24 protein-coding genes and 1 tRNA gene are annotated in these 21,391 nt (G+C 39.1%); 17 read left to right on the forward strand and 8 right to left on the reverse strand.

Annotated features, from left to right (window positions below):
• Positions 1 to 41: 41 nt before the first annotated feature.
• From CN288_RS16255 to CN288_RS16290, 8 genes are all read left to right on the forward strand, one after another.
• Entirely contained in the window at positions 42 to 767 is a 726-nt protein-coding gene (locus CN288_RS16255) for a (Fe-S)-binding protein (protein ID WP_098302624.1), read from the forward strand.
• A gap of 15 nt (positions 768 to 782) precedes the next feature.
• Entirely contained in the window at positions 783 to 2,216 is a 1,434-nt protein-coding gene (locus tag CN288_RS16260) for a LutB/LldF family L-lactate oxidation iron-sulfur protein (RefSeq protein WP_026594074.1), read from the forward strand.
• Entirely contained in the window at positions 2,197 to 2,898 is a 702-nt protein-coding gene (locus tag CN288_RS16265) for a LutC/YkgG family protein (RefSeq protein WP_026594075.1), read from the forward strand. Before CN288_RS16260 ends, CN288_RS16265 begins: the two co-directional genes overlap by 20 nt.
• Before the next feature lie 404 nt (positions 2,899 to 3,302).
• Entirely contained in the window at positions 3,303 to 3,761 is a 459-nt protein-coding gene (locus CN288_RS16270; protein ID WP_026594076.1) for an NUDIX hydrolase, read from the forward strand.
• 20 nt (positions 3,762 to 3,781) lie between these two features.
• Positions 3,782 to 4,663, forward strand: coding sequence for an RNase adapter RapZ (rapZ, locus tag CN288_RS16275; protein WP_026594077.1), 882 nt, complete (start codon positions 3,782 to 3,784; stop codon positions 4,661 to 4,663).
• 3 nt (positions 4,664 to 4,666) lie between these two features.
• Entirely contained in the window at positions 4,667 to 5,620 is a 954-nt protein-coding gene (locus CN288_RS16280) for a gluconeogenesis factor YvcK family protein (protein ID WP_026594078.1), read from the forward strand.
• 86 nt (positions 5,621 to 5,706) lie between these two features.
• Entirely contained in the window at positions 5,707 to 6,657 is a 951-nt protein-coding gene (whiA, locus tag CN288_RS16285) for a DNA-binding protein WhiA (protein ID WP_026594079.1), read from the forward strand.
• Positions 6,658 to 6,679: 22 nt separating this feature from the next.
• Positions 6,680 to 6,937 carry an HPr family phosphocarrier protein gene (locus CN288_RS16290; protein ID WP_026594080.1) on the forward strand — a complete coding sequence of 86 codons (258 nt, stop codon included), beginning with the start codon at positions 6,680 to 6,682 and terminating at the stop codon, positions 6,935 to 6,937.
• Positions 6,938 to 7,223: 286 nt separating this feature from the next.
• Here the strand turns inward: CN288_RS16290 and clpP are convergent, their stop codons facing one another.
• The 8 genes from clpP to CN288_RS16330 form a co-directional block, all read right to left on the reverse strand.
• Positions 7,224 to 7,805, reverse strand: a complete 582-nt coding sequence (clpP, locus tag CN288_RS16295; RefSeq protein ID WP_026594081.1) for an ATP-dependent Clp endopeptidase proteolytic subunit ClpP — start codon at positions 7,803 to 7,805, stop codon at positions 7,224 to 7,226.
• Between the two features lie 241 nt (positions 7,806 to 8,046).
• Positions 8,047 to 8,916 (reverse strand): DUF421 domain-containing protein, encoded by an 870-nt coding sequence (locus CN288_RS16300; protein WP_098302625.1) that lies wholly within the window; start codon positions 8,914 to 8,916, stop codon positions 8,047 to 8,049.
• A gap of 20 nt (positions 8,917 to 8,936) precedes the next feature.
• The gene (locus tag CN288_RS16305) at positions 8,937 to 9,143 is read right to left on the reverse strand and encodes a DUF1657 domain-containing protein (RefSeq protein ID WP_026594083.1); all 207 of its coding nucleotides are present in this window, start codon (positions 9,141 to 9,143) and stop codon (positions 8,937 to 8,939) included.
• A gap of 11 nt (positions 9,144 to 9,154) precedes the next feature.
• Positions 9,155 to 9,505, reverse strand: coding sequence for a stage V sporulation protein AE (spoVAE, locus tag CN288_RS16310; protein WP_026594084.1), 351 nt, complete (start codon positions 9,503 to 9,505; stop codon positions 9,155 to 9,157).
• Positions 9,502 to 10,518, reverse strand: a complete 1,017-nt coding sequence (spoVAD, locus tag CN288_RS16315; RefSeq protein ID WP_098302626.1) for a stage V sporulation protein AD — start codon at positions 10,516 to 10,518, stop codon at positions 9,502 to 9,504. The genes spoVAE and spoVAD overlap by 4 nt, the downstream gene beginning before the upstream one ends.
• Positions 10,519 to 10,995, reverse strand: a complete 477-nt coding sequence (gene spoVAC / locus CN288_RS16320; RefSeq protein WP_026594086.1) for a stage V sporulation protein AC — start codon at positions 10,993 to 10,995, stop codon at positions 10,519 to 10,521. It abuts the gene before it with no gap.
• 34 nt (positions 10,996 to 11,029) lie between these two features.
• Positions 11,030 to 11,518: a YhcN/YlaJ family sporulation lipoprotein gene (locus CN288_RS16325; RefSeq protein WP_026594087.1), complete on the reverse strand. Its 489-nt coding sequence runs from the start codon at positions 11,516 to 11,518 to the stop codon at positions 11,030 to 11,032.
• Positions 11,519 to 11,634: 116 nt separating this feature from the next.
• A complete protein-coding gene (locus tag CN288_RS16330) occupies positions 11,635 to 11,841 on the reverse strand; it encodes a DUF1657 domain-containing protein (protein WP_000216162.1) in 207 nt (68 codons plus the stop codon).
• A 180-nt stretch (positions 11,842 to 12,021) separates the two neighbouring features.
• Here CN288_RS16330 and CN288_RS16335 point away from each other — a divergent pair.
• From CN288_RS16335 to eno, 9 genes are all read left to right on the forward strand, one after another.
• Positions 12,022 to 12,097 (forward strand) — tRNA-Arg (locus CN288_RS16335).
• Between the two features lie 506 nt (positions 12,098 to 12,603).
• The gene (rpoN, locus tag CN288_RS16340) at positions 12,604 to 13,911 is read left to right on the forward strand and encodes an RNA polymerase factor sigma-54 (RefSeq protein WP_098302627.1); all 1,308 of its coding nucleotides are present in this window, start codon (positions 12,604 to 12,606) and stop codon (positions 13,909 to 13,911) included.
• 9 nt (positions 13,912 to 13,920) lie between these two features.
• Positions 13,921 to 14,166 (forward strand): glutaredoxin family protein, encoded by a 246-nt coding sequence (locus tag CN288_RS16345; RefSeq protein WP_098302628.1) that lies wholly within the window; start codon positions 13,921 to 13,923, stop codon positions 14,164 to 14,166.
• 135 nt (positions 14,167 to 14,301) lie between these two features.
• Positions 14,302 to 15,330, forward strand: a complete 1,029-nt coding sequence (cggR, locus tag CN288_RS16350) for a gapA transcriptional regulator CggR (protein WP_098302629.1) — start codon at positions 14,302 to 14,304, stop codon at positions 15,328 to 15,330.
• Between the two features lie 26 nt (positions 15,331 to 15,356).
• Complete coding sequence (gene gap / locus CN288_RS16355) at positions 15,357 to 16,361, forward strand: type I glyceraldehyde-3-phosphate dehydrogenase (RefSeq protein ID WP_020061700.1); 1,005 nt, start codon at positions 15,357 to 15,359, stop codon at positions 16,359 to 16,361.
• A 134-nt stretch (positions 16,362 to 16,495) separates the two neighbouring features.
• Positions 16,496 to 17,680 carry a phosphoglycerate kinase gene (locus CN288_RS16360; RefSeq protein ID WP_098302630.1) on the forward strand — a complete coding sequence of 395 codons (1,185 nt, stop codon included), beginning with the start codon at positions 16,496 to 16,498 and terminating at the stop codon, positions 17,678 to 17,680.
• Positions 17,681 to 17,712: 32 nt separating this feature from the next.
• On the forward strand, positions 17,713 to 18,468 hold the full coding sequence (tpiA, locus tag CN288_RS16365; protein ID WP_003201936.1) for a triose-phosphate isomerase: 756 nt from the start codon (positions 17,713 to 17,715) through the stop codon (positions 18,466 to 18,468).
• Entirely contained in the window at positions 18,465 to 19,994 is a 1,530-nt protein-coding gene (gene gpmI, locus CN288_RS16370; protein ID WP_026594092.1) for a 2,3-bisphosphoglycerate-independent phosphoglycerate mutase, read from the forward strand. The genes tpiA and gpmI overlap by 4 nt, the downstream gene beginning before the upstream one ends.
• A 32-nt stretch (positions 19,995 to 20,026) precedes the next feature.
• Complete coding sequence (gene eno / locus CN288_RS16375) at positions 20,027 to 21,319, forward strand: phosphopyruvate hydratase (RefSeq protein WP_026594093.1); 1,293 nt, start codon at positions 20,027 to 20,029, stop codon at positions 21,317 to 21,319.
• Positions 21,320 to 21,391 lie beyond the last annotated feature (72 nt).

The following is a 21,391-nucleotide window of genomic DNA, read 5'->3' on the forward strand; positions in this document are numbered from 1 at the left end:
ATTTATGACAGGCTACTTTACTTTATTTGGGGGTGTCAAATTTGAAAGTGTCAATATTTATCACTTGTGTTGCAGAGGTTTTTTATCCAGAAGTAGGAAAAGATGTCGTAGAAATTCTTGAAGATTTGGGGTGTGAAGTTGACTTCCCTAAAGACCAAACCTGCTGCGGACAGCCTGCTTATAATAGCGGTTATCATAAAGAAACAAAAACAGCTGCTAAACATATGATTGAGGCTTTTGCTGGTTCAGAATATGTTGTAGCGCCATCAGGCTCTTGTGCGATGATGGTTCATGAGTTTGCTAGCTTATTTTCTGAAAGTGAAGCAGAGTGGAAGAAAAAAGCTACTGAACTTGCAAATAAAACATATGAATTCACACAATTTCTTGTTGAAGTATTAGGAAAAGAAGACTTAGGTGCGGAGCTTCATAAAAAAGCAACGGTTCATACATCTTGCCATATGAGCCGATTAATGGGGATTAAGGAACCACCGCAAAAATTATTAAAATGTGTAAAAGGGTTGGAAGTTGTTTCGTTACCACATAATTATGATTGCTGTGGATTTGGAGGCACATTCTCAGTGAAAATGCCAGAAATCTCTGAACAAATGGTAGATGAAAAAGTAAAGCATATTATGGAAACCGGTGCGGAGCTGTTAATCGGGATGGATTGTAGCTGCTTAATGAATATAAAAGGACGTTTAACACGCAATGGTTATCCAATTGATGTAAAACATATTGCTCAAGTATTAAATGAAGATCGAAAGTAAGAGGGGGATATAAAGATGGGAATGAAAATTGGGAACGATCCCTTTCATAAGCGTACTGAAACAGGGATAGGGGATCAATTCATGAGAAAGGCTGTCAGGAAAGCGCAAGATGGTCTTAGAGGTAAGAAATTAAAAGCTACTGAGAGTCTGGGGAATTGGGAGGAATGGCGAGCTTTAGGAGAAGAAATTCGAAAGCATACATTAGAAAACCTTGATTATTATTTATATCAACTGAGTGAAAATATTGAGAAAAACGGTGGTTTTGTTTATTTTGCGAAGACTGCAGAAGACGCAAGGGAATATGTAAAAGGGATTGTAAAAAAGAAAAATGCGAAAAAAATTGTGAAATCAAAATCTATGGTAACGGAAGAGATTAGTTTAAATAAAGCGATTGAAGAAGCTGGAGGAGAAGTGTTAGAAACGGACCTTGCCGAATTTATTCTGCAAGTGAACGACCACGATCCTCCATCACATATTGTTGTTCCGTGTCTTCATAAGGATAAAGAACACATTTGTGAAATATTTAAAACAAAGTTAGATTATACTGGAACATCTGATCCTACAGAAATGGCGAGGTTTGTAAGGAATTATTTGCGTGATGATTTTTTTACAGCGGATGTAGGGGTGACAGGATGTAACTTTGCTGTTGCAGAGTCTGGGTCTATCTCTATCGTGGCAAATGAAGGAAATGCAAGACTTGCCACAACGCTTCCGAAAACGTTAATTACAGTTATGGGAATGGAACGTATTGTTCCGACATGGGAAGAACTTGATGTTCTAGTAACTCTTCTATGCCGGAGTTCTGTAGGACAAAAGTTAACAAGTTATATTACGGGATTAACCGAGCCTGGTGGGACGGATGGACCTGAGGAATTTCATTTAGTCATTGTTGATAATGGTCGTTCTAATATTTTAGGAACAGAATTTCAAAGTATTCTTCAGTGCATTCGCTGTGCGGCATGTATTAATGTATGTCCCGTATATCGGCATATCGGAGGACATGCGTATGGCTCCATTTATCCAGGACCGATTGGAGCTGTGTTGACGCCGCTTTTAGGAGGATATGATGAATATAAAGATTTACCTTATGCATCTAGCCTTTGTGGTGCTTGCACAGAAGCGTGTCCAGTGAAAATACCGTTACACGATTTATTAATTAAACATCGCCGCCGCATTGTAGAAGAAGCGAAACAATCACCTGTAGCCTGGAATGTAGCTATGAAAGGTTTTGAAAAAGCGGTGAATAGCTCTAGATTGTTTTCCCTTGCTGCAAAGACCGCTCCGTATGCGTTAAAGCCTCTTACGAAAGGGGATAAGATTGAGCGTGGAATCGGGCCGTTAAAAGCTTGGACAGATGCGAGAGATTTTCCAGTTCCAGAAAAACAGTCGTTTAGAGATTGGTTTAAAAAACGTGTAAAGGAGAACGATAATGGCCATCCAAAATCGTGAGGAATTTTTACTCCACTTATCAGAAAAGCTTGGCAGAAAACGTCCGGAAGCGGTGAAAAAACCGAACTGGTCTTTTTCTCCGCAGTGGACTGTTTTTGACGGATTCACACAAGATGAACTTGTACTAAAGTTAATAGAGCAATGCGAGGTAATTCACACACAAGTTAAGCGAACAACAAAGGACAGGCTTGTTGAAACATTACAATCTTTTTTAACAGAATGGAATATCCAATCTGTTATGTATTCTAATGATGAACGGTTTAAGGAATATGGTCTCGGTCAATTTTTAAGCAATGAAGGTACAATACATTTTCGTAAGTGGGGTTTAGATCATAAAGAAGAGAATATAGAATTTGCGAAAGCTGCTGACCTTGGCATTACATTCAGTGATATCGCTCTTGCTGAATCAGGAACTGTTGTTCTATTTAATGATGGATTAAAAGGAAGGCATGTTAGCCTTCTTCCTGAATCGTATATTGCAATTGTTCCTAAAAGTACGATTGTGCCAAGGTTAACCCAAGCTACGAAAGTCATTCACGATCAAAATAAAGCGGGAGATAAATTACCAGCTTGTTTGAATTTCGTTTCTGGTCCGTCAAATAGTGCAGATATTGAAATGAATCTCGTTGTAGGTGTACATGGGCCAATAAGAACAGCGTATATTATTGTGGATGATCAATAAGAATTTAAGTTTTCTCTCTTAAGGGGGATTACTGAATAATGAGTAAAAGAGAAACCTCTGCTGCTAAAAGTCGCACTTAATATCTGCATAATTGCTTATGAGATATATAAATTACGAGGTTTTTTATCATTTTAACCGAGAAGACCCCTTCCTCTACATGAAGTGATGATGGGGTCTTCTCGTTTTTTTCTTTTTTAAGAAAATCAATCCTTTTCGCAGAACAAGAGGAAGTGTTTTTGCTAGGGTAGAAACAGTAGGATGTCCCACCTCAAGCTCGTGTAGGGGGAGGTGGGGATAGTTCAATTAGGTTGGGAGTTCCTTCATTGTGACAAAGTGTTTTTGATAGTATAATGAAATAAGTATGTGATGAAGAAATTCATCATAAGTAGCTGAGGTGAAGAAGCATGCAAAGAGTCACGAACTGTGTGTTAATTAAAGGTAATGAAGTTCTCCTATTACAAAAACCTCGTCGAAACTGGTGGGTTGCGCCAGGTGGGAAAATGGAACGCGGTGAAACAGTAAGAGAATCCGTTGTTCGCGAATATCGTGAAGAAACAGGTATTTATTTAAAGAACCCAGCGTTAAAGGGGGTCTTCACTTTTGTTATCCAAGAAGGTGATAAAGTTGTTTCTGAATGGATGATGTTCTCCTTTTTAGCGACAGATTTTGCAGGAGAAAACAAATTGGAAAGCGAAGAAGGCATCATTGGCTGGCATACACTTGATAAAATTGATGAATTAGCAATGGCGCCGGGAGACTATCACATTATTGATTATTTAATTAAAGGAAATGGAATAATCTACGGTACGTTTGTATATACACCAGAATTTGAATTACTTTCATATCGATTGGATCCAAGCTAAACCGTCATGGAGGGGATACAATGACAGCGAATAATGATATTAAAATGGTAATTATTACAGGAATGTCCGGTGCAGGAAAAACAGTAGCGCTGCAAAGTTTCGAAGATTTAGGATATTTTTGTGTAGATAACTTACCACCTATGTTATTGCCAAAGTTTGTTGAGCTTATGGCAGACTCGAAAGGGAAAATGAACAAGGTGGCACTTGGTATTGATTTACGTGGCCGCGAATTTTTTGAGCATTTATGGGGAGCGCTTGATGATTTATCAGAACGCACTTGGATTATTCCTCATATTTTATTCTTAGATGCGAGAGATAGCACTCTTGTAACGCGTTACAAAGAAACAAGACGTTCGCATCCGCTTGCGCCGACAGGACTTCCGTTAAAAGGAATTGAAGCGGAACGTGGTTTATTAACAGACATGAAGGCAAGAGCAAATATTGTACTTGATACGTCTGAGTTAAAACCGAAAGAATTGCGCGAAAAAATTGTTCATCTGTTTTCAACAGAAAACGAGCAAGCATTTCGTGTAAATGTGATGTCATTTGGATTTAAGTACGGCATTCCAATTGACGCAGATTTAGTATTTGATGTTCGTTTTTTACCAAATCCATATTATATTCCACAGATGAAGCCGTTAACAGGACTGGATGAAGAAGTTTCGTCATATGTGCTCAAATTTAATGAGACACATAAGTTTTTAGAAAAGCTGACGGATCTTATTACTTTCATGCTTCCGCATTATAAAAGAGAAGGCAAGAGTCAGCTTGTAATTGCAATTGGATGTACAGGTGGACAACATCGTTCTGTTACGCTTACAGAATACCTTGGAAAACATTTGAAACCAGAATATATCGTTCATGTATCTCATCGTGATGTGGAGAAGAGAAAGGGCAATTAAGGGATGAAAAAAGAGAGAAAACCTAAGATTGTTATCATGGGAGGCGGAACTGGACTGTCTGTTTTATTACGAGGATTGAAAAAGTATCCTGTTGATATTACAGCGATTGTTACAGTAGCCGATGATGGTGGCAGTTCTGGTAGATTGCGTGATGAGTTAGAAATTCCACCACCAGGCGACATTCGTAACGTACTTGTTGCGTTATCAGATGTAGAGCCGCTTGTGGAAGCTTTATTTCAACATCGTTTTACATCCGGAGAAGGTTTAACGGGTCATGCATTAGGCAATTTATTGTTAGCGGGTATGACTTCGATTACAGGCGACTTTTTCCATGCTATTACAGAAACTAGTAAAGTTTTAAATGTAAGAGGTCGTGTTTTACCCGCGGCGAATCAAAGCGTGGTGCTTCATGCAGAACTGGAAGATGGGAGAATTGTAACAGGCGAATCGAAAATTCCGTACTTCGGAAAAAAGATCAATCGTGTATTTTTAACACCAGGTGATGTAGAGCCGCTGTATGAGACGTTAACGGAAATTCAGCGGGCAGACTTACTTGTCTTTGGTCCAGGTAGTTTGTACACAAGCATTTTGCCAAACTTAATTGTGAAAAAAATTGGTGACGCTGTTCTTAATGCAAAGGCAAAAAAAATATATGTATGTAATGTCATGACGCAGGCTGGAGAGACGATGGAATATACAGCATTTGATCATGTGCAGGCTTTACATGATCATCTTGGGGCGCCTTTCATCGATACAGCGATTGTAAATAATCATGATATTCCTGCTGAATTACGTAACTTGTATGCAGAAGAAATGTCTGAACCTGTTGTGATTGACGAAGATCGTTTTGCGGAAAGTAACATTAGTTTAATTCAAGATGAATTAGCAAAGTATGATGATCAAGTTGTTAGGCATGATACATTGAAATTAGCTTCTATCTTATATTCGTTGTTATAAGCATGCGTTATCTCAGGAGAGATAACGCTACTCATTCATATAGGACAAGATTTTTGTTCCAAAATATCGTATAAGGAGGTGGGGCTGTGTCATTTGCATCAGAAACAAAGAAAGAGCTGACAAAGCTTCAGGTGAAGGAGTGTTGTGAGAAAGCAGAACTATCAGCATTGCTTCGAATGAACGGATCACTTTCTTTTTCAAACCGTCGTCTTTCGATTGATATTCAAACAGAAAATGCGGCAATTGCGAGAAGAATTTACACATTGCTGAAAAAAGGATATGACGTGACGGTAGAATTGCTTGTCCGTAAAAAAATGCGACTGAAGAAAAATAATGTATATATCGTTCGGCTTGTTGAGAAATCTCGTGAAATCTTAGCAGATTTGCATATTGTCAGGGAAGACTTTTCGTTTATCCGCAATATCTCACAAGAATTGATTGAAAAGAAATGTTGCAAGCGATCGTATTTACGAGGTGCATTTTTAGCAGGTGGTTCAGTAAATAACCCAGAAACATCATCTTATCATTTAGAGGTCTTTTCGTTATACAAGGAACATAATGATTCTATATGTGAACTGATGAACGGATTTGATTTAAATAGTAAGACGCTGGAAAGGCGTAAAGGGTACATTACGTATTTAAAAGAAGCGGAGAAAATTACGGAGTTTTTAAACATTATTGGTGCACATAATGCATTGTTGAGATTTGAAGATATTCGTATTGTTCGCGATATGCGTAATTCGGTCAATCGTTTAGTGAATTGCGAAACAGCCAATCTAAATAAGACAATTGGTGCCGCTTTACGGCAAATTGAAAATATTCGTTACATTGATGAGACAGTTGGATTGGATGTCTTGCCAGACAAATTGCGAGAGATTGCACAATTACGCATTAGTTATCAAGATGTAACATTGAAAGAATTAGGTGAGATGGTATCTGGGGGGAAAATCAGTAAATCAGGTATCAATCATCGCTTACGTAAAATCGATGAAATCGCAGAGAAATTACGCGCGGGGGAACCGGTAGCAAAAAAATAACGGTAAAGGGGAAATGGGAGCTATGGTTCAGAAACAAGTTGAGGTTGCATTAAAAAACGGCTTACAAGCACGTCCGGCTGCGTTGTTTGTACAAGAAGCAAATCGTTTTCATGCTGATATTTTTATTGAGAAAGATGGTAAAACAGTCAATGCAAAGAGCATAATGGGGATTATGAGCTTAGCGATTGGATCTGGCAGCAATATAACGATTATAACAGAAGGTTCAGATGCAGAAGCGGCTTTAGAAGCGCTAGCGGCATATGTGCAAAATAAACAGTAAAAAGCTATCGCATGTAGCGATAGCTTTTTCAATTGACTTGATTTATGTTATATCATCGAGTCGCTGATATATCATGAGAAACGGCCAATAAAAAAAGGCTATCGCACGTGGCGATAGCCTTTTTGGGAGCGATTCTGAAAGAGCCGCTTCCGCTTTTAGTTATATCCAGCTTCAGCGGCTAGAATCTCCGGTCGTTTCGCCCCCTCGGACGAAGCAAAAAGCGCTTCTCTGTCGGGTGCTCCAACGCCCTACGATTCTGAAAGAGCCGCTTCCGCTTTAAAGTTTATTAACGATTTGTAAAGATTTTATCGATTAAGCCGTATTCTAGTGCTCTTTCTGCTGTCATGAAGTTGTCGCGGTCTGTGTCGCGTTGTAGTACTTCTAATGGTTGACCTGTGCGATCAGCAAGAATTTGGTTTAATTTTTCACGTAAGAATAGGATACGTTTTGCAGCGATTTCAATTTCAGTTGCTTGACCTTGTGCGCCGCCAAGTGGTTGGTGAATCATTACTTCACTGTTTGGAAGTGCATAACGTTTACCTTTTTCACCTGCTGCAAGTAGGAAAGCCCCCATAGATGCAGCCATACCGATACAAATTGTTGATACTGGTGGTTTAATGAACTGCATTGTATCGTAAATTGCCATACCCGCTGTGATAGAACCGCCAGGGCTGTTGATGTATAGGTGAATATCTTTGTCTGGGTCTTGAGATTCCAAGAATAAAAGCTGGGAAACGATTGAGTTTGCTACGTTGTCATCAATTGCGCTACCAAGCATAATGATGCGGTCTTTTAATAGTCGAGAGTAAATATCGTAAGCGCGTTCTCCACGATTTGTTTGTTCAATTACTGTAGGAATTAAATTCATCTGTTATTTCCTCCTTTGAAAGCTTTCTTAGTCTTATAATACAATTATGGTCAATAAAGGTCAAACGAAACCACTTTAAATCAAAAAAATATGTAGTTTTATCATCATTTATTCGCTATGTTTTTGTAATTCCCTGCTTATGTATCTTCAACATCATAACCGAATTATATAAATTTAAACCTGATAGAAGATGTAGAAAAAACAAAAGAACGCCTTTTCTATAGAAGCGTTCTCTTATCTGCTATTCTTTTAGGAGATAGGTTACTTTATTTAAAATATTTTCGATTTGTTTTGCGTTTTTACTATACATTTGACTCGCCGCTTTTGATTTTGTTTCTAAAGAGAATAATTCAAGATCAGCATGGCATTTTTTTAAAGATGCGAGCAATAAAGGTTTATTTTGAGGAGAAGGCATTTGAATTTTATCGTTATAGATATCAATGGTAAGTTGTCCGTAAGAATCCACTTGACCGAGAAAGACATTTTCAATTACAACACCGATTTTTTCTAATTCAGCGTGTAACCAAGCGTGATTATGCCCGCTGGCCGACAGGGGTTCATCGAGTACATTGCCATCCATAATAACGGTTTGTGTTTCTTTTTCATTTGGTACCTTTAATCCGATATCTTTTGCAGTAAGCGGTTGACGATCTTTCTTCAATAACACATTTAATTCACCGCTAGGTTCTAATACGGCAAATTCTACATCAGCAATGTTAAATGCATCTTTTCCTCTAAGAAGCTCAAGTAATTCGTCGCTTGTATATTTTTCTTTTTTTAAATTATCTTCAAGTATTTTTCCATCTTTTACTAAAACGGTAGATTTTCCTTCAAAAAAATCTCTGGCCGCTTTATTTTTTAAGGACAGAATACCTGTGAAAAATGGGACTGCAGCAAAAATGAGTATAGCAAAGACACCATGGAAAAATTTTTGATCTAGCCCTGTAGATACCTGAGCAGCAATATCACCAATTGTCATCCCCGCTATATATTCAAAAAAGGAAAGTTGAGAAATTTGTCTTTTTCCTAACCATTTTGTAATAGCAAATAACATAATTAATATAAATATGGAACGAAGAATGACAAGTGTCCATTCGGGTAGGTGAGACATAGTAATTTCCTCCAGTCTGCTTAAAAACCTTTATATTGAGGTTCTTCACGTTCTAATATTGAAACTCTATTTTTAAGATCAGCGATGACACTGTCCATTTCTAACATACATTCGTGAAAGACTCGCTTTGCTTCTTCATCCGCAGCGTTTTGCGAAAGTGTACTTAGACTTGCTTGGGCACCTTTTAAACTAGCGAGGCATGTCTTAACACTAGCAACAACAGTCATGGGAACACCTCTTATCCTTTTGGTTTGAATAGCAATGCGCCGATAAATCCGAATATAATGGCTGCGGATATACCAGCACTTGTTACTTTAAACATTCCTGTTATAACGCCGACAATACCGTGCTCTGCTGCCTCAGCCATAGCCCCATGAACAAGGGCATTTCCGAAACTTGTAATCGGAACTGTTGCTCCAGCACCTGCAAAATCAATTAATGGTTCATATAAATTAAATCCATCTAATATAGCGCCAATCACAACGAGGGTTGCCATTGTGTGAGCGGGTGTAAGCTTCCCAACATCGAACATAAGTTGTCCGATTACGCAAATGAGTCCACCTATAACAAAAGCCCAGAAAAAAATCATTGTTCCACACCTCCAAACTCAATCGATACAGCATGAGCAATACATGGAATGGTTTCTTCTTGCTGAAATGTAAGAGGAGATAGTAACGCACCTGTTGCAACGACAAGCATCTTTTTGAATTCTCCTTTTTTCATTCGATTTAATAAGTGTCCGTATACGACAGTTGCAGAACAACCTGCACCACTTCCGCCTGCTAACACTGGTTGTCCGTCTCTATAAATGAGTAATCCACAATCCTGAAATTGTTTGCCTATGACCTTTGTCCCGTGTTTATGCAGTAAATCATAAGCGATCTCGCGGCCAACGTGCCCAAGGTCACCTGTTACAATTAAATCATAGTGAGATGCATCAATTTGTCGGTCACGTAAATGAGCTTCAATTGTATCTACAGCGGCGGGGGCCATCGCGCCTCCCATGTTAAATGGATCAGTTAACCCCATATCAACAATTCGGCCAATCGTTGCGGATGTTACTTGTGGACCATGTCCTTCACTACTCAAAAGGGCGGCACCAGCGCCTGTTACAGTCCATTGTGCGGTAGGCGGTTTTTGTCCGCCATATTCTGTTGGATAACGGAATTGTTTTTCTACAGCAGTATTATGACTGGATGACCCTGTTAATAAATATTTTGCGCCTTTTGCATTTACAATACTTGCGCCAAGAGCTAAACCTTCCATAGAAGTAGAGCAGGCGCCAAATAATCCAAGATACGGAGTGCCAAGTGTACGACAAGCGAAGCTTGAAGGAGTAATTTGGTTAATTAAGTCTCCTGCGAGTACAAATTGAACATCTTCTTTACGAAGTTTTGCTTTTTCCGTTGCACGACTACAGGCTTCTTCAAATAAAATTTTATGTGCCTTTTCATAAGAATCTTGTCCGAGCCACAAGTCTTCGTGAAGGGTGTCAAAGTCTTCAGGAATCTTTCCTTTTGCTTCAAATGGCCCACCGACTACGCCCGTTGAGATGATAACAGGTTTATTATCGAATACCCATGTTCGGTGTCCTTGTAACATTTACAGCCCTCCCCATTGAACAAGAATAGTTTTAATAAGAGCAATTACAAAAGCAGAAAATACACCAAATAAAATAACGGAACCAGCTAATTTAAACATGTTGCCACCGACTCCAAGAACAAAGCCTTCTGTTCGATGCTCGATGCAGGCAGCTATAACGGAATTGCCAAAGCCAGTAACAGGAACTGCTGTCCCAGCCCCGGCAAATTGCCCAAGGCGATCATACACACCAAAACCAGTGAGTAGCATTGAGATGAAAATAAGCGTAGCGACTGTCGGGTTCCCAGCAGATCGCTCGGTAAAATCGAAATACGTGATATAAAAGGTTGAAATAAGTTGACCAATTAAACAAATGAACCCACCGACGAAAAAGGCTTTTATACAATTTTTAAAAACAGGGCGCTTTGGCTCCCGTTGTTGTGCAAACTTTTTATATTCTTGTTGTACAGGTGTTAAATTTTTGTCTTTACTGGACATTTGAACCCTTCCTTTTCCTTTAGAGAACGTACAATTAAGTATCAGATTTCATTTCTGATTGTATGAGTTTCAATTGCTTTTTAATCTGATCTTTGTTTACTTCTTTTTTCTTAATTTTGTTTTCCAGGCTATCTAACAGCATGAAAATTTTTCGATCTGTACTTACGCGAATATCGAAAGTAGGATACTCATCGCTCAATTGTTTTTTGATTTTGCTACGCAGAGGTTTTAATCGAAATCTTTCATGATGTTCGGGCTTGACCGCTATGTAAAGGTCTAGATTAGAATTGACTGCTGTGGCCTTTAGGATTTCCTCCATAGCGAGTACTTTTTTCTTTGCTTCCTGCGATATAGATTGATTAAAGGATTCCGTACTCATTTTTGTTAACTTGGGTCCTTTTTTTTCCTCTTCTCGTTTTGATTCCTCTTTTTTTACTTTTTTATCTAAGGGGCTATTATCGCAGCCAGTAAATGAAGCGCATAGGAGTACGAATAACGCGGTTATGATTCTAAGTTTTCGCATTACAATCATTCCATTTCTATTGCTTTATGTAATTTGGTGTGAAAAAGGATGATATGGAATCATCCTTTTTCTGTTTTTCAAAAAATGTCTACCATCAGACGGAATAGTATGCTCGCTTATTGTTGTCCGTATTGAGGCTCTTCTTGTTGCACTTCTTCAACACGTGGGTTTAAAGAATCGATAATCGATTGAGTTTGCTGTGCAGCTGTTTGGAAAAGTTGCTTCGCTTGTTGGTTATCTGTATCCAGAGCAAATCCCTCTAAGCTCGCTTGTGCACTTTTTAATCCAGAAACAGTTTGTTTTAATTTTGTAATTACAGTCATTGAATGAAGCCTCCTTTGAAATATGAATTCAAAGATTATAATTTGTGAATAGCGGTGAAAATATAATTTCCAAATTTAGGTTAGTGATTTTGTTTTTGAAGAAATGTGGGGAGAGCTTTTTGCGTGATAGTAGTTGCGTACATGGGTATAAGAAGATATAATTACGAGTATATCGTTCATGCGCCCATAGCTCAGTCGGATAGAGCGGTGGTTTCCGGTACCACGTCTGCCGGGGGTTCGAATCCCTCTGGGCGCGTCAAAAAGTCCTAACTTACATTTGTAAGTTAGGACTTTTTATTTTATATATGGTCAAAATCGTTATATATCGGCAATTATCGACTGTTCGAAAATATACAACGTGAATCCCCCCCCTTGTTATATCTGGTTATAAGATTTACTATTAGTATGTGGTTATAAAAAGTTGTTCTATATATGTATTTAGATTTCCAAGCGTATAAGTCGAAGTTATGAAAACAAAAGGAAATCTCCACTCGTTTTCTCCTTTTGTTCTCATTTTGCATGGGATTAAAAAAGTACTGACCGCTTCTTTTTTGATTGGTCCTCTCTTACGCTCAAAAAAAGAAAGGCTTTATGTCAGTTTATATATTTTTTTATTGTTTTCTTTCAATATTATTCATTTTGCAGTTGTAAGATGTAAACGTCATTAATACATATAAATTAATAATATTTTGGAAAGGGTATCTGCACAGGATTCTCCTTTTAAGAAACTTATTGTACAATAGAAACAAGGGGGAGATTAGATTGAAGGCAAGTCTTTTACAAGAACAAAGCTTACGTTTGGCCATGACACAAGAGTTAAGACAAGCGATTACAATGCTCCAATATAACGTGCAGGAACTATCGGAGTTTTTGTATGAGCAATCGATGGAGAATCCCCTTATTGAGTTAAATGGCTTTGAGAGGGAGAAGAAAAAGAGCTCAAGCAAAAGTAAAAGTACAAGCAAACAAGTCGATAATCAAATGGAAATTTACAGTGTGGATTCGAAAACGATTCAGCAACATTTATTGGATCAAATACAGTATTACAAAATAGATGAGCTGGAGCGGAAAACGGCTTCTTTCATCATTATGAACATGGATGGAAATGGTTATTTACAAGAAACAAATGAAGAATTAGCAGAGTTACTTGCCGTACCTATTGATATAGTAGAATGTTCTATGGAGCTTGTTCAGTCATTGGAGCCAGCAGGGGTAGGAGCGCGTAATATTCAGGAGTGTCTATCACTTCAATTGAAGCGCTTACAAAAAGGGAATGCCCTCTCAAAAATGATTGTGGATGAATATTTCGCGTATTTTATTAAGAAAGACTGGCGAAAGCTTGTTCACATCTTAAAGTGTAGTAATGAGGAATTGCAGTTAGCTGTTGATTGTATTACATCGCTTCAGCCAAAACCAGGGCTTGCATTTTCTTCTGAGAAGCCGCTTTATATTGTTCCTGATATGGCTGTGAAAAAAGAAGGAGATCGTCTCGTTTTACAAATGAATGAACGCAACATGCCGAGAATTGAAATTCATTCAGAGTATAGCGCGCTTCTTCATAATAGTGAGAGGGACGTTGCTTCATATGTATCTGAGAAGTATCAGCATGTGCAGTGGATTATGCGCAGTTTAAAGCAACGGAAACAAACGCTTTTGCAAGTCATGGAGATCATTATGAAGAAACAAAGCGATTTCTTTTGGCGGGGACCAGAGTACTTAAAACCACTCTCCTTAAAAGAAGTAGCTGAAGAACTAAGTGTACATGAATCTACAATTAGTCGTGCTACACGTAATAAATATGTACAAACGCCGCACGGATTGTTTGAAATGAAGTCATTTTTTAGCAATGCAGTGGTGACAACAGAAGATGAGGCTGTTTCTACAAAGCGTGTCAAACAATTGATTCAAATGCTTGTAGAACAAGAAAATAAGAAAAAACCACTTTCAGATCAAAAAATTTCGAAATTGTTAGAAGAAGAGCATGAGATCGTTATTTCTCGTAGAACAGTTGCAAAATATCGAGAGCAAATGAATATTCCCGCTTCTTCTTTACGAAAAACAATTGGATAGGTGAAGAAGATGAAAGTTGTTTTATATACGAAAACGGACTGTGGTCTTTGTGTGAAGGCAAAACAGGTTTTGAAAGAGGTTCAAAAGGTATATTCTTTTAAAATCGAGGAAATAGATATATACGAAGATGATGAGCTTTTAGAAAAGTATCAAATTATGATTCCGGTCGTGGAAATAGACGGAAAACAGGCGGAATATGGTGTCATTCACAAAGATGTCATAATAAACTATATAAAGAATGCAGTTAAGAGTTGAATAAGTTTCTATCTCCTGTTACAATAATACACGTAGCAGGGATTATTTTTTTTAACCTAGTGGGACATAAAATGTCACTACGGGACACAAAATGACCACGAGGGAAAATGAACCGATGCAGTGAGGAGAAAAGATATGCGCTCATGGATTCGAAATACAAAAAAATTATTACCTGATTTGCTACCTGTTATGCAAACGAGACTGCAAATTCTTCAGTACATTCGCCTCATGCAGCCGATTGGAAGAAGAAACTTATCTGCAAGTCTTGGTATGACAGAACGAGTATTGCGAAGTGAAGTGCAAGTTTTGAAAGAACAAAACTTAGTTCACGTCGCATCTTCTGGAATGACTTTAACAGAAGAAGGAACAACTGTGGTTCTTGCTTTGGAAGACTTTATGAAAGAAATTTCCGGGTTAAAGGTTTTAGAAAAACAACTTAAGGAAACATTAGACTTGGATGAAGTTTTCGTTGTCCCTGGTGATAGTGACGATTCACCTTGGGTCAAATTGGAGATGGGCCGTGCTTGTGTTACTTGTATAAAAGACCGTCTGACAGCGAATAATATCGTTGCTGTGGCTGGAGGAACAACGCTAGCTGCCGCCGCGGACATGATGCAACTGGATTGCAAAGACTTACATATGCTATTTGTCCCAGCGCGTGGTGGAATTGGAGAAGGGGTCGAATTAGAGGCCAATACCATTTGTGCGAAAATGGCACAAAATACGATGAGCAATTATCGATTATTGTATGTTCCAGACCATGTAAGCAGCGAAGCATATGCGTCCATTGTGACAGAGCCTTCCGTGAAAGAAGTTCTTGAGTTGATTCGATCTTCCAATATCGTCATTCATGGAATTGGTGATGCGTTAACAATGGCACGTCGCAGAAATACTTCGGAAGCAGATTGGATGAAAATTAAAGCAAGTGATGCAGTTGGCGAGGCTTTCGGTTATTACTTCAATGAACAAGGTAATGTCGTTCATAAAGTACAAACAGTTGGCATGCAACTGAAAGATTTACAAAACGTATCTCACGTTGTTGCAGTAGCTGGAGGATCTTCAAAAGCAAAAGCAATACAGGCTGTAATTAAACAAGGGCACACTTCGATTCTAATTACAGATGAGGGTGCAGCAAAACAATTAACAAAGGGTATTACCCTTTAATATAATCCCCCAAGGAGGAAATTCAAATGACTAAAATTGGTATTAATGGATTTGGACGTATCGGACGTGTGGTATTCCGCGCAGCTCTTAACAACCCTAACGTGGAAGTAGTAGCAATCAACGACTTAACAGACGCTAAAACTTTAGCTCACCTTTTAAAATATGACTCTGTTCACGGAACAGTAAATGCAGAAGTATCTGCTAACGGTGACAGCATCATCGTTAACGGTAAAGAAATCAAAGTTATCGCTGAGCGTGACCCAGCTCAATTACCATGGAGCGACTACGGTGTAGAAGTAGTAGTAGAATCTACTGGACGTTTCACTAAAAAAGCAGACGCTGAAAAACACTTAGGTGGATCAGTTAAAAAAGTTATCATCTCTGCACCAGCTTCTGACGAAGATATCACAATCGTTATGGGTGTTAACCATGAGCAATATGATGCAGCTAACCATAATGTAATTTCTAACGCTTCTTGTACTACAAACTGCTTAGCTCCATTTGCTAAAGTATTAAACGAAAAATTCGGTGTAAAACGCGGAATGATGACAACAATTCACTCTTACACTAACGACCAACAAATTTTAGACTTACCACATAAAGACTTACGTCGTGCACGTGCAGCAGCAATGAGCATGATTCCAACTACAACTGGTGCAGCTAAAGCAGTAGCATTAGTATTACCAGAACTTAAAGGTAAATTAAACGGTGGCGCAGTACGTGTTCCAACTGCTAACGTTTCTCTTGTTGACTTAGTTGTTGAACTTGAAAAAGAAGTAACAGTTGAAGAAGTAAATGCAGCATTCAAAGCAGCAGCTGAAGGCGAATTAAAAGGTATCCTTGGATACAGCGAAGAGCCATTAGTATCTATTGACTATAACGGATGCACAAGTTCTTCTACAATCGATGCATTATCTACAATGACTATGGAAGGCAACATGCTTAAAGTCCTTTCTTGGTACGACAACGAAACTGGTTACTCTAACCGCGTAGTTGATTTAGTAGATTACATCGCTTCTAAAGGTCTTTAATTTTTGAGTTTATAAGCTATCAATGACAAAACGAGGGAGAGGGTTTGTTCCCTCTCTCTTCTTTCGTTTTAGAAGCAAATGTGATAAGCTTTTGAATGGGTTTTGTCAATCCTAACTAGTCGGAGGGAAATCCAATGAACAAAAAATCAATTCGTGACGTAGATTTAAAGGGTAAACGAGTATTTTGCCGCGTTGACTTCAACGTACCTATGAAAGATGGCAAAGTTACAGACGAGACTCGTATTCGTGCAGCTCTTCCTACAATTCAATATTTAGTAGAGCAAGGTGCGAAAGTGATTTTAGCGAGTCACTTAGGGCGTCCAAAAGGCCAAGTAGTAGAAGAAATGCGTCTTACTCCAGTAGCTGCACGTTTAGGTGAGCTTCTTGGTAAAAAAGTGAAAAAAGCAGACGAAGCATTCGGGCCAGCTGTACAAGAAATGGTTGCAGCAATGAACGAAGGCGACGTATTAGTTCTTGAAAACGTACGTTTCTATGCGGGTGAAGAAAAGAACGATGCAGAACTAGCGAAAGAATTTGCAGCTCTTGCTGATCTTTTCGTTAACGATGCATTCGGTGCAGCTCACCGTGCTCATGCTTCTACAGCAGGTATTGCGGATTACCTACCAGCAGTATCAGGTTTCTTAATGGAAAAAGAGTTAGAAGTATTAGGTAAAGCACTTTCTAACCCAGAACGCCCATTCACAGCAATCATTGGTGGTGCGAAAGTAAAAGATAAAATCGGTGTAATTCGTCATCTATTAGACAAAGTAGATAACTTAATCATCGGTGGTGGCCTTGCTTACACATTCGTAAAAGCATTAGGACATGAAATCGGACAATCTCTATGTGAAAATGACAAAATTGACTTAGCAAAAGAGTTTATGGCACTTGCAAAAGAAAAAGGCGTAAACTTCTACATGCCAGTTGATTGCGTAATTGCAGATGATTTCTCTGAAACTGCAAACGTAAAAATTGTAGATATCGATTCTATTCCTGCTGACTGGGAAGGCGTGGACATCGGACCGAAAACAAGTGAAATTTATGCTGATGTAATTAAAAACTCTAAGCTTGTTGTATGGAACGGACCAATGGGTGTATTTGAAATGACTCCATTTGCAGAAGGTACAAAAGCAGTAGGACAAGCATTAGCAGATGCAGAAGGTACATACTCTGTTATCGGCGGTGGTGACTCTGCAGCAGCTGTTGAAAAATTCGGTATGGCTGATAAAATGAGCCACATTTCTACTGGCGGCGGTGCGTCATTAGAATTTATGGAAGGTAAAGAGCTTCCAGGTGTAGTTTGTCTTAACGACAAATAAGAAGCAGCCAAAGAAAAAGGACGGTGCAAAGCATGCGTAAACCAATTATCGCAGGTAACTGGAAAATGAATAAAACTCTATCTGAAGCAGTTAGCTTCGTAGAGGAAGTAAAGGGTCAAATCCCAGCAGCTTCAGCTGTTGATGCAGTAGTTTGCTCTCCAGCTCTTTTCTTAGAGCGTCTTGTAGCGGCTACGGAAGGAACTGACTTAAAAGTAGGTGCACAAAACATGCACTTCGAAAAAAATGGTGCATTCACTGGCGAAATTAGCCCAGTAGCACTTAGCGACTTAAAAGTGAGCTATGTAGTACTTGGTCACTCTGAGCGTCGTGAAATGTTTGCTGAAACAGACGAAACAGTAAACAAAAAGACTCTTGCAGCATTTGAACATGGTTTAACACCAATCGTTTGCTGTGGTGAAACTTTAGAAGAGCGCGAAAGCGGAAAAACATTTGATCTAGTAGCAGGTCAAGTGACAAAAGCACTTGCAGGTTTAACAGAAGAGCAAGTAAAAGCAACTGTTATCGCTTATGAGCCAATTTGGGCAATCGGTACAGGTAAATCATCTTCTTCTGCAGATGCAAACGAAGTATGTGCGCACATCCGTAAAGTTGTTGCAGAAGCTGTTTCGCCGGCAGCTGCAGAAGCTGTTCGTATTCAATACGGTGGTAGCGTAAAACCAGAAAACATTAAAGAATACATGGCACAATCTGACATCGACGGCGCTTTAGTTGGCGGTGCTAGCTTAGAGCCTGCTTCCTTCTTAGGTCTTCTGGGGGCGGTAAAATGAGAAAGCCAACAGCTTTAATCATTCTTGACGGTTTCGGACTACGTGAAGAAACTTACGGGAATGCTGTAGCACAAGCTAAGAAACCTAATTTCGATAGTTACTGGAACAAGTTCCCTCACACAACGCTTACAGCATGTGGTGAGGCAGTAGGTCTTCCAGAAGGTCAAATGGGTAACTCTGAGGTTGGTCACTTAAACATTGGTGCTGGCCGCGTAGTATATCAAAGCTTAACACGTGTGAACGTTGCAATTCGTGAAGGTGAGTTCGACAAGAATGAAACTTTCCAAAATGCAATTAAAAGCGTAAAAGAAAAAGGTACAGCTCTTCATTTATTCGGTTTACTTTCTGATGGTGGTGTGCACAGTCACATGAACCACATGTTTGCTCTGCTTCGCTTAGCAGCAAAAGAAGGTGTGGAGAAAGTATACATTCATGCATTCTTAGATGGCCGCGATGTTGGACCACAAACAGCAAAAGGTTATATCGATGCAACAAATGAAGTAATTAAAGAAACAGGAGTAGGACAATTCGCGACTATCTCCGGTCGTTATTACTCCATGGACCGTGACAAGCGTTGGGATCGCGTAGAAAAATGTTACCGTGCTATGGTGTATGGCGAAGGCCCTACTTACAAAAATGCATATGAGTGCGTAGAGGACTCTTATGCAAATGGTATCTATGATGAATTCGTATTGCCGTCTGTAGTTGTGAATGAAGATGAAACGCCAGTTGCAACAATCAATGATGATGATGCAGTTATCTTCTATAACTTCCGTCCAGACCGCGCAATTCAAATTGCACGTGTATTTACAAATGAAGACTTCCGTGAGTTCGATCGTGGTGAAAAAGTACCTCGCATTCCAGAATTCGTTTGTATGACACACTTTAGTGAAACTGTAGATGGTTATGTGGCATTCAAGCCAATGAACCTTGATAACACATTAGGTGAAGTTGTTGCGCAAGCGGGATTAAAGCAACTTCGCATCGCGGAAACGGAAAAGTATCCGCACGTTACATTCTTCTTTAGCGGTGGTCGTGAGGCTGAATTCCCAGGAGAAGAGCGTATCTTAATTAACTCACCGAAGGTTGCAACATATGACTTGAAACCTGAAATGAGCATTTACGAAGTAACCGACGCTTTAGTAAATGAAATCGAAAATGATAAACATGACGTTATCATTCTTAACTTTGCAAACTGTGATATGGTTGGCCATTCTGGGATGATGGAACCAACAATTAAAGCAGTAGAAGCAACTGACGAATGTTTAGGAAAAGTTGTAGAAGCGATTCTTGCAAAAGATGGTGTAGCACTTATTACTGCTGACCATGGTAATGCTGATCAGGAGTTAACTTCTGATGGACAGCCAATGACAGCTCATACAACGAACCCGGTTCCTTTCATCGTTACGAAAAATGATGTTGAATTACGTGAAGGTGGCATCTTAGGAGATATCGCTCCAACAATGCTTACACTTTTAAATGTGGAACAACCGAAAGAAATGACAGGTAAAACAATTATTAAATAATTAAATTGTATATATAAAAGGAGAGAAATTATATGTCAACAATTATTGATGTTTATGCTCGCGAAGTCCTTGACTCTCGTGGTAACCCAACTGTAGAAGTAGAAGTTTACACAGAAAGCGGCGCATTCGGACGCGCTATCGTACCAAGTGGTGCATCTACTGGTGAGCACGAAGCAGTAGAATTACGTGACGGTGACAAATCTCGTTACCTTGGTAAAGGTGTTGTTAACGCAGTAAACAACGTTAACGAAATTATCGCTCCAGAAATCGTTGGTTTCGACGTAACTGACCAAGCTGGTATCGACCGTGCTATGATCGAATTAGATGGCACTCCAAACAAAGGTAAACTAGGCGCTAACGCTATCCTTGGTGTATCTATGGCAGTAGCTCACGCAGCAGCTGACTTCGTAGGTCTTCCACTATACCGTTACCTTGGTGGATTCAATGCAAAACAATTACCAACTCCAATGATGAACATCATCAACGGTGGTTCTCACGCTGATAACAACGTTGACTTCCAAGAGTTCATGATCTTACCAGTTGGTGCTCCAACATTCAAAGAATCAATCCGTATGGGTGCTGAAGTATTCCATGCGTTAAAAGCTGTATTACATGACAAAGGTCTTAACACTGCAGTAGGTGACGAAGGTGGATTCGCTCCAAACCTTGGTTCTAACCGTGAAGCATTAGAAGTAATCATCGAAGCTATCGAAAAAGCTGGTTACAAAGCTGGCGAGAACGTATTCTTAGGAATGGACGTTGCTTCTTCTGAGTTCTACAACAAAGAAACTGGTAAATATGACCTTGCAGGCGAAGGCCGTAGCTTAACTTCTGCAGAAATGGTTGATTTCTACGAAGGTCTTTGCAACGACTTCCCAATCATCTCTATCGAAGATGGTTTAGACGAAAACGACTGGGATGGCCACAAGTTATTAACTGACCGTCTTGGCAAAAAAGTTCAATTAGTTGGTGACGATTTATTCGTAACGAACACGCAAAAACTTGCTGAAGGTATCGAAAAAGGTATCTCTAACTCAATCTTAATTAAAGTTAACCAAATCGGTACTTTAACTGAGACTTTCGAAGCAATCGAAATGGCTAAACGTGCTGGTTACACAGCAGTTGTATCTCACCGTTCTGGTGAAACTGAAGATGCTACAATCGCTGACATCGCAGTTGCAACTAACGCTGGCCAAATCAAAACTGGTTCTATGAGCCGTACTGACCGTATTGCTAAGTACAACCAATTATTACGCATCGAAGACGAACTAGGCGAAATCGCTGTTTACGATGGTTTAAAATCTTTCTACAACCTAAAAAAATAATTTAAACGTAATTTTTAATCGTTTAAATTAAATGATAAAAACCTCCTATTTGTAAAGTGAACCCCATTAATG

It is taken from the genome of Bacillus sp. AFS023182 (assembly GCF_002560575.1).
In the GTDB taxonomy this organism is placed as follows: domain Bacteria; phylum Bacillota; class Bacilli; order Bacillales; family Bacillaceae_G; genus Bacillus_A; species Bacillus_A arachidis.

Excerpts from the sequence above, each read along its gene's own strand:
- CN288_RS16260 (WP_026594074.1), top strand. The coding sequence starts at position 783 with ATGGGAATGAAAATTGGGAACGATCCCTTTCATAAGCGTACTGAAACA.
- CN288_RS16265 (WP_026594075.1), top strand. The coding sequence starts at position 2,197 with ATGGCCATCCAAAATCGTGAGGAATTTTTACTCCACTTATCAGAAAAG.
- CN288_RS16270 (WP_026594076.1), top strand. The coding sequence starts at position 3,303 with ATGCAAAGAGTCACGAACTGTGTGTTAATTAAAGGTAATGAAGTTCTC.
- rapZ (WP_026594077.1), top strand. The coding sequence starts at position 3,782 with ATGACAGCGAATAATGATATTAAAATGGTAATTATTACAGGAATGTCC.
- CN288_RS16280 (WP_026594078.1), top strand. The coding sequence starts at position 4,667 with ATGAAAAAAGAGAGAAAACCTAAGATTGTTATCATGGGAGGCGGAACT.
- CN288_RS16290 (WP_026594080.1), top strand. The coding sequence starts at position 6,680 with ATGGTTCAGAAACAAGTTGAGGTTGCATTAAAAAACGGCTTACAAGCA.
- clpP (WP_026594081.1), bottom strand. The coding sequence starts at position 7,805 with ATGAATTTAATTCCTACAGTAATTGAACAAACAAATCGTGGAGAACGC.
- CN288_RS16300 (WP_098302625.1), bottom strand. The coding sequence starts at position 8,916 with ATGTCTCACCTACCCGAATGGACACTTGTCATTCTTCGTTCCATATTT.
- CN288_RS16305 (WP_026594083.1), bottom strand. The coding sequence starts at position 9,143 with ATGACTGTTGTTGCTAGTGTTAAGACATGCCTCGCTAGTTTAAAAGGT.
- spoVAE (WP_026594084.1), bottom strand. The coding sequence starts at position 9,505 with ATGATTTTTTTCTGGGCTTTTGTTATAGGTGGACTCATTTGCGTAATC.
- spoVAD (WP_098302626.1), bottom strand. The coding sequence starts at position 10,518 with ATGTTACAAGGACACCGAACATGGGTATTCGATAATAAACCTGTTATC.
- spoVAC (WP_026594086.1), bottom strand. The coding sequence starts at position 10,995 with ATGTCCAGTAAAGACAAAAATTTAACACCTGTACAACAAGAATATAAA.
- CN288_RS16325 (WP_026594087.1), bottom strand. The coding sequence starts at position 11,518 with ATGCGAAAACTTAGAATCATAACCGCGTTATTCGTACTCCTATGCGCT.
- CN288_RS16330 (WP_000216162.1), bottom strand. The coding sequence starts at position 11,841 with ATGACTGTAATTACAAAATTAAAACAAACTGTTTCTGGATTAAAAAGT.
- CN288_RS16345 (WP_098302628.1), top strand. The coding sequence starts at position 13,921 with ATGAAAGTTGTTTTATATACGAAAACGGACTGTGGTCTTTGTGTGAAG.
- cggR (WP_098302629.1), top strand. The coding sequence starts at position 14,302 with ATGCGCTCATGGATTCGAAATACAAAAAAATTATTACCTGATTTGCTA.
- gap (WP_020061700.1), top strand. The coding sequence starts at position 15,357 with ATGACTAAAATTGGTATTAATGGATTTGGACGTATCGGACGTGTGGTA.
- CN288_RS16360 (WP_098302630.1), top strand. The coding sequence starts at position 16,496 with ATGAACAAAAAATCAATTCGTGACGTAGATTTAAAGGGTAAACGAGTA.
- tpiA (WP_003201936.1), top strand. The coding sequence starts at position 17,713 with ATGCGTAAACCAATTATCGCAGGTAACTGGAAAATGAATAAAACTCTA.
- gpmI (WP_026594092.1), top strand. The coding sequence starts at position 18,465 with ATGAGAAAGCCAACAGCTTTAATCATTCTTGACGGTTTCGGACTACGT.
- eno (WP_026594093.1), top strand. The coding sequence starts at position 20,027 with ATGTCAACAATTATTGATGTTTATGCTCGCGAAGTCCTTGACTCTCGT.